This is a genomic window from Mycobacterium asiaticum, from assembly GCF_001673315.1.
Lineage (GTDB): Bacteria > Actinomycetota > Actinomycetes > Mycobacteriales > Mycobacteriaceae > Mycobacterium > Mycobacterium asiaticum_B.
This window is the reverse complement of record NZ_LZLQ01000112.1, coordinates 1-14398: the sequence shown is the minus strand read 5'-3', so window position 1 is coordinate 14398 and position 14398 is coordinate 1. Positions and strand designations below refer to the sequence as shown.

Sequence of the window (14398 nt, the reverse complement as noted above, 5' to 3'; positions counted from 1 at the left end):
CCGGGTGGCCGGGGGCGGTGCCCTGGCTGTAGCGCTCGTCGCCGTGGCTGCTCGCCTGCTAGGGCGGCCCGGTGGTCGCATCGGCGCGATCGCGTTGGCCGCCACTGGAATCGCAACTGCATACCTGGACGTCATCGCGGTTGTCACCGTCTACAAGTGGCTCTCGGCACCGGTCGGGTTGGTGTTGGCCGCCGTGGTCGGCGGTGCCGGCCTCACACTGGCAAGACGCTGGGACTCCGAGCACCTGGCGCTGCTGGTGCTGGTGCCGCTCATCGGCCTGGCACCGGTCATCACCCAAAGTGTGGACCTGCTGCTGGTCAGCTTCATGCTCGCGCTGTCGGCCGCGACCCTGCCGGTGCAATTGGGCAAGGACTGGGTGTGGATGCATTCCGCCCGGGTTGCGGCGACCACACTGCCGCTGTTGGTGGCCCTGGTCGCAGTCAGCCGGCACGACAACACCTGGCTGCTCGGGGGAATGTGCGCCGTGGCCGCTCTGTCTGCCATCGCCGGCTGCCTGATTCTGCTGCCTACAGCCAAAAACGCAGCGGCGCTGGCGCTGCTGACGTGTGCCGGGACGGTACCGGTGCTGGCCAGCGCGATCGCCGTCGATCGCATGCTGGCCGCGACCATGGCCGCCGCGTTGGCGATAGGCATGCTGGTCGTCACGCTACTGGGCAACCACCCACTGATCGCTACCCGCATTTGGTCCGTGTGGTCGGCAATCTCCGCGCTGATCGCTCTGACCGTGGCCTTCGCCGGCTACGTCGAAGGTCCGGTGCTGCTGGCTCTGTCCCTGGTCGTCGCGATTGCCGGACGACAAGATGCGGTAGCACGTTGGATCGCAGCGGCTTTCGGTGTCATCGGTATTCTTTTGTTCTACAGCTACGCTCCGCTGAGTGCGCTCGTGCGGGCCACCGCGATGCCGACCTCGGTGGCGACGTCCACTTTGGCGGCCAGTCTGCTCGTCGTCGCCTTCGCGGTAGTCATGACGCGGACATACGTTGCCATCCAACAGAATTCCGATTCCGGCGGCCTGCTGATCGCGGCGGCCGCGGCACTGATCGCCTATGCCGTCACCGCGTTCACCGTGACCGCGGGTGTCCTGCTCGGCGGTACCGGCGGCGGATTCCTGGCCGGGCACATGGCGGCCACAATCTGCTGGACCGGCGGGGCCGCAGCACTGTTCGTTTACGCGCTGCGCCTCGACGACCGCGACCGCCGCACCGAGCCGATCACCGCCGGACTCGCACTGACCGGAGCGGCAACCGCCAAGCTGTTCCTGTTCGACTTGGCGACGCTGGACGGGATCTTCCGGGTGGCGGCCTTCATCATCGTGGGTCTGGTACTGCTGAGCATGGGCGCCGGCTATGCCCGCAGCCTGGCCCGCTAGCTCAACCGCCAGCAGACGCAGAAGCCCCCGCACGCTCGGCGTGTCGGGGGCTTCCGCGTCTGCTCGGCTGACTAAGTGGTTGCTCCGATGGCACGCGCGAATTGCTCCGGCAGGTAGGCCAACAGGCCCGGAATGATGCCGCCGAACTGGCTCCCGCCAAGCGGGTACGGCACGCCCGGGTCGATGTCCGTGATGAGTTGGCCGGTTTGGAGCGGACTGAGGATGCCACCCAACGGAAGATAAGTGGTCGAGTTGAGCGAGCCGCCAAATGGGAAGGCAACCTCAACGTTCAACGGCAGCATGGTTTGCCCGTTCAGGAAACCATTGGCGATCACGGCGGGTGCGCCGAGAACCGCGGCCGCTGCCCCTGCCACGTTGCCGGTCTGCACCGCGCCGGCGAACGACGTCAGGCTCGACTGCACGGCGTCCCCGGTAGTGATGAACGGACCTATCGCATCCAGGCCGAGAGCCAAGGGCAGGCCGACATGTAGCGGGATGGGCAGGGTGGCGACGTTGAGACTGATCCACTGCGACGTGTCCGTCGCCGTGTTGATGAGGTTGGTGACGTTTTGAGAGATCATCGCCGGGATTGACCCGGGCGGCAGCAGCGCGGTGAAATTCTGCGCCATCTGCCCGGGAATGGACAGAATCGGCATCAGATCTCCGACGGCCCCGGTTGGGTTGACGGGAACGAGCCCAGAGTCAAGGAGTTCGCCAGTAAAGCCACTGATGAATGGCCTCAGGAACCCCGTTGCAAGATTATTGATCGCCCCATTGACATCGCCCGCCTGAAAGGCTTGGCCCGCGGCCTGAAAACTTGCCGGCAATCCTTGTAATCCAGTAAGAAAGTCCTGATTCGCGGCCTGCAGCGACGTCGATATCGTGTTGAGGTAGCCAATTTGATTATTGATAATGGACTGCGCCAAGGCGCCGGGCTGAAAGCTTGCCAGGTTCTGCAGACTGTTCTGGACATACGTCGGCAAATTCGCTATTGCGGAAGGCAGATTCTGGATCGCATTGACGAACCCGGCGCCAGCGGCTTGGACATAACCTGCCTGATTCGAAATTAGTTGACGCAGAAACGGCATTGGATTCGCCGAGACGGCACTGCCAAGACTTTGGAGGTTGGCCGTGGTGTTGGCGAACAACGTCTCATAGGGGGCGGCAACCGTGGCTGCGAAAGATGCGATGCTCTGCGCCGGTGCACCGGCGGCGGTTCCACCTAGGAGGGCTTGAGCTGCAGTTTCAGCGGCAGCGTACTGTCCGGCACCACCACTGAGCAGATTCACGAATTCGTCATGGAAGGCTGCGGCGCGGGCGCTGGTTGCCAGGAAATCCTGGCCGTGAGAGCCGAAGAGCTGGGCGACCAATGCGGAGACCTCGTCAGCCGCTGCCGGCAGCACCGAGGTGGTTGCGGCCGTCGCGGACTCGGTGGCCTGGCTTATCGTCGACCGAAGCCCCGCCAAGTCCGTTGCCGCGGCCTCAATAAGCTCCGGCACTGCGCTCACATATGGCACATTCTTCCCTTTCTCTCGTTCGACATCATGACCACTAGTCACCAGCACCCAAAAACTTAGGCCGCAATTAGACAGATGCCAGCTTTCCCAGGGAATTGACAGGATCTTTTACCCAACCATTAAGAATGCATCTAGAGCTGCACTTAGAGCCCCAAATCCGGTGGATTTGGGGCCGAAACTATGCACGAAAACAAAGGGCTGCCGACACTTCGGCTGAATTAGCTGTACGCGCCCCGTTCAATTGCCGGGCGCGATCCATGCTGGTCGAACCAGCCAGTAACTTACCGCCGAGTAATGTAGGCTTCCGCCAGCCTAACTCCCGCTTGGCGCATGTGCAACAGGTCTCCGCTGAGCACCGCGCGAACAGGGACGCGCTTACAAAGTCTCGAGGATCGCCACCGCGGCGGCGGTGTCGGCTTCGTGGGTCAGCGACACATGGATCGTCACATCGGCCAGGTGCTTGGCGATCTCACCACTCAACCGCACCCGCGGCCGGCCCCACATGTCGGTGACCACCTCGATGTCGCGGTGGATATCTTCCGGCAGCACCGGACGCTGCGCGAAGCGCGAACCCGACCACGCCTTGATCACCGCCTCTTTCGCCGCCCAGCGAGCCGCCAGGTGACGCGCCGCCGACGAACTCTTGTCGGATGCGTCGCGGCGCTCGCCCGGAGTGAACGTCTCGGCGAAGACAGTCCCGGGCTGGTCGACCTGCTCGGCGAAATCCGGAATGGAGACAAGGTCAATCCCGATCCCGACGATGCCCATGGCTGGCCAGATTAACGGATGCGCCGACTCATTCGGCGGACACCCGGTAGGCGTCATCGTCGCCGAGCCGGGCGGCCGCATTGAGCAACATCGAGGCTTCCTGCGGCTTCTCCGGTAGGTCGTGGTCGAAACGACGGTCAGGCGGCCGCTGGTACATCGGCTCGCCGCCGGCGATGGCCGAGGCCAGCCGGCGCTGCCCGGCCAGCAGCCGAGCATCGGCACGCCGTTGGTAGTCGGCACGTTGCCCGGGTTCGAGCGAAGCGATGAACGCCTGCGGGTGCACCAACGCCACCAGACCCGACACGTGGCCGAATCCAAGGCTGGTCAGCAGGCCGGCCTTGAGCGGGAACTGCCCGCCCAGACGCAGCGTGTCGCGTACCCAGACGAAGTGCGCGGACCCGGCCAGCTCGTCGTCGACGCAGTCCAGACTGCGGTTGGGCGGGATCACCCCGTCGCGCAGCATCTGGCACAGCCCCATCATCTGGAAGACCGCCGCACCGCCCTTGGCGTGGCCGGTCAGGCTCTTCTGCGACACCACGAACAGCGGAGCCCCGACCGAACGGCCCATCGAATCCGCCAGCCGCTCATGCAGTTCGGTTTCGTTGGGATCGTTGGCAAGCGTTGACGTGTCGTGCTTGGAGACCACCGCGACGTCGTCGGCGCTCACGCCGAGCTTGGCCAGCGCGCGGGCCAACTGCGAATTCTGGCCACCGCGACCCGCGCCCAGCGCCCCCAGGCCCGGGGCAGGGATCGATGTGTGCACACCGTCGCCGAAGGACTGGGCGTAGGCCACCACAGCGAGTACCGGCAAACCCATCCTGAGCGCGAGATCACCACGGGCCAGCAGGATCGTGCCACCGCCCTGCGCTTCGACGAACCCGAGCCGTCGCCGGTCATTCGGCCGGGAGAACTTCGAATCATCGATACCGCGGCCGCGCATCATGGCGGTGTCCGCAGTGGCGGCCATGTCGCCGAAGCCGATGATGGCTTCCAGGGTCAAGTCGTCCAGACCCCCGGCAACCACCAGCTCCGCTTTGCCCAACCGGATCTTGTCGAGGCCCTCCTCGACCGACACCGCAGCCGTGGCGCATGCCGCGACCGGGTGGATCATCGAGCCATAGCTGCCGACATAGGACTGAATAACGTGTGCCGCAACGACATTCGGCAGGACCTCCTGCAGGATGTCGTTGGGCTTGTTCCGTCCCAACAGGTTGCCGTGGTACATCGTCTGCATCGATGTCATGCCGCCCATCCCGGTGCCCTGCGTGCTGGCCACCAGGCTCGGATGCACATAGCGCATCACCTCGGCCGGGCTGAAGCCCGCAGACAGGAACGCGTCGACGGTCGCGACGATGTTCCACAGCGCGACCCGGTCGATCGAGTTGGCCATGTCGGGACTGATGCCCCACACGGTCGGGTCGAATCCGGTCGGAATCTGCGCACCCACGACACGAGACAGTTTGGTCTTGCGCGGCACCCGAATCTCGGTGCCGGCCTTGCGGGTCACCTGCCAATCGGCCGAGTCGGGCACCGGCCGCACCACGGTGTGCTCCGGGTCGAACTCCACGAACGCGCGGGCGTCGGCCTCCGACGACACCACGAAGCTGAAATCTTTGTCCAAGTACACCGACACCAGCAACGGGGACGCGTGGTCGGGATCGATGGCGCCGTCATCGACGAACTCACGAATACCGGTGCGTTCCAGAACGGCGTCGTGGTAGCGCTCCACCAGCTCCGCCTCGTCGACCAAGTCGCCCGAAGCCGTGTCGTACCAACCCGGTTGGGGATCGTCCTCCCAGCGGATGAGGCCGGTGGTCCAAGCCAGCTCGAGCACACCGGCGGCGGACAGTTCGTTCTCGACCTCCATCTCGAAGCGGGTCCGCGACGAGCCGTACGGACCGATTTCGGCACCACCGACGATCACCACCAGGTCGGCCGGATCGACGTCGAGATCGTCCCACTCCGGTGGGGGTGCGGGCGTGTAGCCGCGCGGCGGCGACGGCAGTGCCGCGATGGTGCCCTCGGCCGGCTCGTCGCCCCCGCCGGACGCATCAGCCGACATCTCTTCGCGGGCTTTGGCGGCCAGTTCGGCCATGTCGAGTTGAGCCTCGGCCAGACCACCGGTCAGATCCGCCTTGATCGGCGAACTGGCAGCCGCGACTTTGGATTCCGCGTCGCAGAGCGCCAGCAGCAGCGACGCCATCTCTTCGGTCGAGTATGTGGTGACACCCGCCTCTTCGACCGCGGTGACGATGGCGTCGTTGTGGCCCATCAGTCCGGTGCCCCGGGTCCAACCGATCAGCGCGTGCGCCAGGCTGACCCGCTCGGCCCACGAAGACTCGGCGTGCCAACGGCTCACCACAGCGTCCAGCGCCGACTTCGCTTCGCCGTAAGCACCGTCCCCGCCGAACATTCCGCGATTGGGCGAGCCGGGCAGCACCACGTGCAACCGGGACGCGATGTCGCGCTCGGCGCCGATCTTGGACAGGCCGCTGATCAGCCGCTGCACGGCCCACAACAGCACCTTCATCTCCATCTCGGCACGCGAGCCGACCTCGGACAGGTCACCCACCACGCGCGGTGCGGCGAACGGGAACAGCAACGTCGGAGTTTGCGCGTCCTTGATGTGGATCGACTGCGGCCCAAGGCTTTCGACCTGCTCGGTGCCGATCCATTCGACAAGGCCATCGATGTCGGAGTACGACGCCATATTGGCCGCCACCACCCACAACACCGCGCCAAACCGGGCATGATCCCGATAAAGATTGCGGTAGAAGGCAAGTCGCTCTTCGTCCAGCTTGGAGGTGGTCGCGACAACGGTGGCGCCGCCGTCGAGCAGTTTCGCCGCCACCGATGCGGCAATCGAACCCTTGGAAGCGCCGGTCACCACTGCGACCTCGTTGTGGTGGGGGCCGGGGTTCGGGTTCTCGGCACCGGCGGCGATCCGGCCGTACAGCGACGCGTGGATCTGCCGGCCCGCGGCCAGCGACTTGCCCTGCCACCAGGTGGCTTGATTCGCGACCACGTGGCCGGCACCCTCGAAACGCTCGGACAGCCGCACCCAGTCAGCGTCGATATCAGCCTCGTCGGTGAGCCAGAGCTTGACCAAGTCCTCACGGGCGCTGGCCCACCGGTCGTCGAACACGACGGCCTTCTTGGCATCGAACGTCGGCGCCACCAGTCGAGGCCAGTCCGCGCCCAATTCGGCCGTGACCAAGTCGATCAGCTCGGCGTCGGTCGCCGCCGGCGACGGGCTGACGGGATCGTCCAATCCCAGCTGACCCAGCACCAGCCGGGCCGCCGAAGCGAGCACACCGTCACGGCCGGTGATCTGGTCGGTGAATTCACTCAACGCAGCCGCGTCGACGGTTGCGCCGCCTCCACCGCCCGCCGACGGCAGCGACACTGCGACACCACGGCGCGCGGCGACCGCGGCCACGGCCGCATCTATGACCTTGTCGACGGATGCGGCGTCGGCCAGTGCGCCCTCGTGCAGATGACCCATGGCACCGCCACGCACGCTGGTGCCTTCGCGGGTACCCAACGCGACCTCGACCGTGACGTGCTTGGCCCAGCCCTCACCGAGCTCCCAAACCTTCGTGACCCGCTCGGCGATCGCGCCGGGCCGCTTACCCGACGGGCCCAGGACCGTGCGCAACTGGTCGTTGATCGCGTCGGAAAGCACTGGGCCATAGGGCTTGTAGGTACGGGCGAGCTTGGTCACCTGCGCCCGCAGCCCGGCCAGGTCGGCCTCCGCCGCCCCGTCGATGGCGCCCAGGTTCAGTTCGGAGCCGAGGTCGACAAGCAACTGGTTGCGCCGTGACGATGCGCCGTCGGTGATGGACTCGATCGAGTCCAGCTCTTCGATCTGGTCGATGCGCATCTTCGCCGAGATGGCGATCAGCGCCAGGGTCGCGTCCGCCGCGTCGAACCCGATGTCCTCGGGACGAGGTCCTCCGGACGGAGCCGCGGCTGGCGCCGCCGGAGCCGCCTCGACCGGCGCGGCGGCCGCATCCGTCGCTGCGGCTTCGGGGGCGTCATCGACCGGCTCGTCTTCGGGCTCCGGGTCGGTGTCGGTGGCGAACAGCACCGCGGCGTCGCGCTCTGCATTGAGCACTTCGATTGTGCTGTGGGCATATTCGGGCAATTTGAGAGTGTTGGTGGCCAGGCCCGCTACGGTCGGCGACGTCTTCACACCGATCTCGACGAACCGCTCCACCCCCAGGCCGCCTGCGGCTTCCTCGGTGAACAGCAGATCCTGGGTCTCGATCCAGCGGACCGGGCTGGCGAACTGCCAAGCCAGCAGCTCGATCAAGACCTGGCGGGCCAGGTCACGGGGACGCTCATTACGCCAGGTGTCGTAATCGGCAAGTATCTCGTCGAGCGGTTCAGCCGGCACCAGATCCCGGATCTCCTGGATGAAATCACGATCCAGCGTGAACGGCCGCGGCACCAGGTTGGGAATGTAGCGGCCGAGGATCACTTCGGGGTCTTTGTCGCGCGGCATCAGCCGCTCCAGCGAGCGACGGAATTCGTTGACCCCTACCCGCAGCACCCGCGAGTGGAACGGCACATCGATACCCGGCACCAGGATGAAAGACCGCTTACCGCCGGTGAGTTCGCGGCGTCGCTCGACCTCGGCCTCCAGCGCTTCGAGACCGCGCACGGTACCGGCGATCGCGTACTGCGAACCGCGCAGGTTGAAGTTGACGATTTCCAGGAATTCCCCGGTACTCGCTGCGATGTTCGCGACGAACTCGGTGACCTCGTCGTCCGGCAGGTCGATCTGAGAGGGGCGGATCGCGGCCAACCGGTAGTTGGACCGGCCCAGCTCGTCACGCGGGACGATGTCGTGCATCTTCGAACCACGGTGGAACACGGCCTCCAGTAGCGCGTCAAGTTCGAAAACGCCGCTGACACAGGCCAAGGCGGTGTACTCGCCAACCGAGTGACCACAAGTGATGGCGCCCTCGACGAACGCACCCTGCTCGCGCATCTCGGCGACCTGCGCGGCCGCCACGGTTGCCATCGCCACCTGGGTGAACTGCGTCAGGAACAGCACGCCGTCGGGATGGTGGTAGTGCACACCGCTGGCGATGATGCTGGTCGGGTTGTCGCGAACCACGTGCAGCACCGAGAAGCCCAGCGTGTCACGGGTGAATCGGTCCGCCTCGTCCCAGATCTTGCGGGCCGCTTTGGACCGGGCCCGCACGTCCATGCCCATGCCCTTGTGCTGAATGCCCTGTCCGGGGAAGGCATAGACCGTCTTCGGTGCCGCCAGTCGTGCGCTCGCCGACATCACCAAGTTCGAACCGATGCGGGCGCTGACTTCCAAAACCTCGGCGCCCTGGTCGATTCCGACCCGCTCAACCCGGAAGTCCACCTCGTCGCCGGGTCGCACCATGCCCAGGAAGCGGGCCGTCCAGCCGATCAACCGGGCTGGCGGCCTGGCCTGGCCGTCGGTGGCGGTCACCGCATGCTGCGCAGCGGCCGAGAGCCACATGCCGTGCACGATCGGCGAATCCAGGCCGGCCAGCAGGGCCGCGGCCTTGTCGGTGTGAATCGGATTGTGGTCTCCGGACACCACGGCGAACGGTCGCATGTCGACCGGTGCGCCGATGGTGACGTCGCGGCGGCGTCGCCGCGGAGTGTCCGTGGCGTTCTGCGAGACGGCTCCGCCGGCCCGGGCCGGCTCGGTGAGTTCCGCAGCGCCGGTGCGGCCCAGGATGGCGAACCGCTCTTCCATCGTCGCGATGGTTGCGTCGTCGCTTCCAGACACCGTCACCAGGACCGGTACCACCCGACCCATGTCGGTGTCGCTGGCAGTCGAAGCCGTTGCGGTGATGGTCAATTGGGCGGCGACGGTGGGGAGCTGGCCGGCCAACCGGACGGCGTGGTCCAGGTGCACCAGGCTGAGCAGTCCCTCCACCACCGGCACACCGGCATCGGTCACCGCGGCGCCGATCGCCGCGAAAACCGCGGGCCAGCACAGCCCAACCAGTGCGTCGGGCACAGTGGTGAGGCTGGGCGCCAGCGGCTCACCGAAGGTGGCCGTGACCCCGGTGTGGTCGGCGACTCGTTCGGGATCCCAGCTGACCGTGACAGTGGCGGCGCCATTGCGGACCTCCGGCAACGCATCCGGCCCGTCCGCGCCGGCGGCGATCGCCAGCACGGAACGCATTGCGGCGGTGGCATCCTCGGTGGAAACCACCGGGATTCCGCCGTCGATGGTGTTGGGCGGCAACGTCAAGACAATGTCGATCCAGGTGCCCGAGATCGGCACGCTCAGCACGACACTGGTGCCGTCCGGGTTGACCTGCAGCCGAGCGCCCGTTGACGTGTGTGTGGCGCTGCGGTTTTCGTGCACCTGCCAGTTGCCCGGCTCGGCGATACGGTGCACCGGGTTGGTCGTGGTGCGTCCCGCCCACAACACGTCGGGCGCGTCGAGCACGACGGCCAGCGGGCCGCGCACGTCCGGGCGGCCCAGCCGGCGCGAGGTCACGTCCTCGGGCTGCACACCCGCGGAAAGGATCTCGTCGATGGCGGCTTGCTCGAATCGGTCCAGCAATTCACCGACGGGTTCATCCAACCGGGTGATGCCGGCAACTGCGGCGGGGCCGGGGATGATGCACACCTGGTCGGCGTCGTAGCGAGCGTCGTGCGCCTGCCACAGCGAATCGCTGCGCCACCAGCGCCGGACATCCTTGTCGATCACCGGCACGAAGTTGACCGGCTTCCCCAGGGTCTTGCACAGACTCACGAAGAACGGCACATCGGCCGGGTGCAGCTGGACGGTTTCGGCGTCCGGGTAGTGCTGTAGCAGGGTGGCAATGGCCTGCTCGGGGTTCTCCAATTGTTCGGCACCGGCGAAGAGCGTCTCGATGGGACCGAAATCCTGTGCGTGCAAACGCGCTTCGGTGCGCTTGAGCATCTCTTCGAACCGCTCGCGCCAGGTGTCGGCCAGCCACGGGCTGCCCGGGGCTGCAGTGTCAGCGGTGGAATCGCCGGCGCCGATTGCCAACTCGACGTATCGGCGTAGCCACTGCAGGTAAGTCATGTCCGCGACGTCACCGAAGTAGGGCTTGGCGGTCTTGGCCATCGCGGCGATGATCTCGTCGCGGCGGGCGGCGACGGCGTCCGCGTCACCGGCGACCTCATCGAGCAACTGCCCGCACCGCGACGCGCTGTTATCGATCTCGTGAATGTCGGCGCCGAGCTGGCTGCGACTCGAAGCCATGCCGCCCTGGGCTTTTCCGGCACTGATCCATTGATCGGTGCCTTGGGTTTCGACCAGCATCTGCTTCACCGAAGGCGAGGTGGTCGCCTCCAGCGTCGCCATCGCGGCGGTGCCGACCAAGATGCCGTCGATCGGCATCAGCGGGAACCCGTACTCCTGTGCCCAGCGACCGGAAAGGTACTCCGCGGCGCGCTCGGGCGTGCCGATGCCGCCGCCGACACAGACGGTGATGTTGGAGCGCGACCGCAGCTCGGAGTAGGTCGCCAGCAACAGGTCGTCCAGGTCTTCCCAGGAGTGGTGGCCGCCGGCCCGGCCGCCTTCGACATGCATGATCACCGGCTTGGTGGGTACCTCGGTGGCGATCCGGATCACCGAGCGGATCTGCTCGATGGTTCCCGGCTTGAACACCACGTGGCTGATACCGATGTCGTTGAGTTCGTCGATCAGCTCGACGGCTTCCTCCAAGTCCGGGATTCCGGCGCTCACGACCACGCCGTCGATCGCCGCACCGGACTGGCGAGCCTTCTGCACCAGTCGCTTGCCGCCCAGCTGCAGCTTCCACAGGTAGGGGTCCAGGAACAAGGCGTTGAACTGATAGGTGCGGCCCGGTTCGAGCAGTCCGGACAGCTCCTCAATCCGGTTGGCGAAAATCTCCTCGGTGACCTGACCGCCACCGGCCAACTCGGCCCAGTGCCCGGCGTTGGCCGCGGCGGCGACGATCTTGGCGTCCACGGTGGTCGGCGTCATACCGGCCAGCAGGATCGGCGACCGGCCGGTCAGGCGGGTGAACTTGGTCGACAGTTTGACTCTGCCGTCGGGCAGGCAGACCAGGGCAGGGGCATAGCTGGACCAGGCCCGGGCCACCTCGGGGGTGGCCCCGACAGTGAACAGGTTGCGCTGGCCGCCCCGGGTCGCCGCGGGCACGATGCCGATACCCAAGCCGCGGATCACCGGCGCGGTCAACCTGGTCAAGATGTCGCCGGGACCCAGATCGAGAATCCAGCGAGCCCCGGCATCGTTCACCCGGGAGATCTCGTTGACCCAATCGACCTTGTCGACCAGGATCGCGTTGGCCAATTCCCGCGCCAGGGCCACGTCCAGGCCCACCTTCTCCGCCCAGCCGCCGACGATGTCGATGCCGTCGGCCAGTCGGGGCGTGTGGAAGCCGACCTCAACTTTCACTGGGTCGAAGATTGGCGCGAAGACGTCCCCGCCACGGACCTTGTTCTTGCGGTCGGCTTCTTCCTTTTCCGAGATCTGGTTGCAGTAGAGCTCGAAGCGGGACAACTGCTCGGGAGTCCCGGTGATGACCACCGAACGGCGGCCGTTACGAATGGACAGCACCGGGGGCAGCACCGTGCGAACGTCCTGGGCGAACTCGTCGAGGAGGCGGCCGATGCGGTCCGGGTCGGCGTTGGTGACCGACACCATCGGCGGACGGTCGCCGAGCACCGAGATACCGCGCCGGCGGGCCACCAGCGTGCCGGCGGCACCGATCAGCTGGGCCATCGCCAGCAGCTCCACATCGCGTGTTCCGGACGCCTGCAGCGACTCGACAGCCAGCACCCCGGCCGAGTGTCCCGCGAGCGCCACCGGCGGCGTCTCGATCAGGTCCATGCCCTGGCGCGCCAGCGCGCGAATCGCCGCAATCTGGGTCAACAGCACGCCCGGGATCGATACAGCCGATGACGTCAGGTGCTTGTCTGAGGGGACCGGGTCCTCAGCAGCCAACGCGCGGACCCACTGCAGCGGCTCGAACCCGATAGGACGCACCACCACCAGCTCTTGGGCGACCGGCTCGAGAACCAGCGCCACCTCACCGACCAGCGTCGCCAAGTCGGATTCGATCCCGGCGCCGGATACCAGTTCCTCAAGCGTCTCCAGCCAGGCGCTGCCTTGACCGCCGAACGCTACGGCGTACGGCTCCCCGGCGGTCAGGCGATCTACCAGAGCACGAGCATTGGACGAGCCACTGCCATCATGGTCTGCGGACACCCGGTCGTGCTCGTGGATAGTCACCTTGTTCTCCCTGTATGCGTCTTTACCTGGCCCGTTCGGCGGTTACGGACCCCTCCCCGCACCGCGGGCCTGTCAACTTCGGGCGATTCCGCGTCGAATCACGGCCGATGGTCTTCTGACCAGTGCGTCGAACAGGCGGCCGGCACGTCTTCGAGCGGCGCCATCCACTGCACTTGGTCCCAATAAGAGTGTCATAAGGGTCTATACGGATTCTTGGCGTTGCTTGGTTACTGGTGAGTTCTACGCACGGGTAACCGTGTCGTGGGTAACACCGGTTCAAACGGCTGGCGCGGGCGCCGCCGACAAACGTGCTGCATGCAGGTGGTTACGGTCGAGTAGCTATAACTTCGCAGATCAAAGCAGTATTGTTACCAAATCGTTATCTGAAAATTTTACGGCGCGGCGGGCTTCAGCCGTCCGATTGGCTTGGGCGCAAAGAATTCACTCGCGTAGCCGACGCGACGAACTGAGCGAACGAGTGTTTGCTGGAAGGTATATCGGAGTCTTAGAAAAGAGCGTCAGGCCCACTGGCCGAACTGCGGCTTCAGAATCTCGTTGATGTCGACCCCGACGCCCCCTACGGTGCGCTTGTCTATTTCGACCTGGTGCAGATGCGCCGCGGGGTGGGTGTACCCCTTGGGCGAGCCCCAGTTGTGCTGCCAGAAGTAGGCACCCAGGCCATCCTGGGCCGCCCAGTCGATGGTCTTGGAGTTCGCGTACACACCGGTTCGTTGATGCCCGATGACCGACTCCCAGGACCGCAGGTACGGGACGATCTGGTTCTTGTATTGCTCCAAAGACGGGTTGTCGTCAATTGAGGCATAGATCGGGGCACCAGCGGGACCACCGGCGGCGGCATGCAGTTCCGCGCCCCGCTTGGCGTGCTGCACCCCCGCGGCGGCACCCCCCAACCAGTCCGAGGTGCTGCCCTTGCCGAACTGATAGCAGGAGACGATCTTGAGGCCGCTTCCGTGCAGGTCCTGCGCCTCCGCCAGCTGGATCGGCTTGCCGAGCATCCAAGCGCCCCCGGGCCGTCGATCGGAAACATAACGGATCGCGCCGACCGCACCCGCGGCTCTGATCTGGCTGGCCGGGATGACGCCGGCAGCGTAGTCCAGCAAGGTGCCCAGGGATGCCGACGCCGGGGTGGCATCCAGAGTGGCGGCGCCAACACCAAGGCCTGCCAGGCCCGTTGCGGCCGCGGCGAATTTGAGCACGTCTCGTCGGGACACGGACATGTGCCACAGGGTAAGACACAAACCCCAGGAGTCACGTTGACCACGCTGATCGGCTATGCATCGCGTTGGCAACGGTCTAGTTGTTGGGGCGTCGAGGCTGCGCTGGGTGCGTCGAGCCTGCGCTGGGTGCGGCGAGCCTGCGCTCACGGCGGCGAGCCTGCGCTGGGTGCGTCGAGCCTGCCGCCACGGCGTCGAGCCTGCGCTCAACGCATCGAGCCTGCCGCCACCG

6 protein-coding genes are annotated in these 14398 nt (G+C 66.1%); 2 read left to right on the top strand and 4 right to left on the bottom strand.

What is annotated here, in order from left to right; genetic code table 11:
• Nucleotides 1–1390 (top strand): DUF2339 domain-containing protein (locus tag A5636_RS17485; RefSeq protein WP_065159906.1); only part of this gene is annotated, 1390 nt, incomplete at its 5' end.
• Nucleotides 1391–1461: 71 nt separating this feature from the next.
• Here the strand turns inward: A5636_RS17485 and A5636_RS17480 are convergent.
• The 4 genes from A5636_RS17480 to A5636_RS17465 form a co-directional block, all read right to left on the bottom strand.
• A complete protein-coding gene (locus tag A5636_RS17480) occupies nt 1462–2898 on the bottom strand; it encodes a PE family protein (protein WP_065159905.1) in 1437 nt (478 codons plus the stop codon).
• Between the two features lie 384 nt (nt 2899–3282).
• A complete protein-coding gene (gene acpS, locus A5636_RS17475) occupies nt 3283–3675 on the bottom strand; it encodes a holo-ACP synthase AcpS (RefSeq protein ID WP_065159904.1) in 393 nt (130 codons plus the stop codon).
• A 28-nt stretch (nt 3676–3703) separates the two neighbouring features.
• The gene (locus tag A5636_RS17470; protein ID WP_065159903.1) at nt 3704–12931 is read right to left on the bottom strand and encodes a type I polyketide synthase; all 9228 of its coding nucleotides are present in this window, start codon (nt 12929–12931) and stop codon (nt 3704–3706) included.
• A 518-nt stretch (nt 12932–13449) separates the two neighbouring features.
• Nucleotides 13450–14169, bottom strand: a complete 720-nt coding sequence (locus tag A5636_RS17465; protein ID WP_065159902.1) for a DUF1906 domain-containing protein — start codon at nt 14167–14169, stop codon at nt 13450–13452.
• Between the two features lie 36 nt (nt 14170–14205).
• Between A5636_RS17465 and A5636_RS26885 the strand changes: the two genes are divergently transcribed.
• On the top strand, nt 14206–14398 hold a 193-nt coding region (locus tag A5636_RS26885; RefSeq protein ID WP_216638849.1), incomplete at its 3' end, for a hypothetical protein.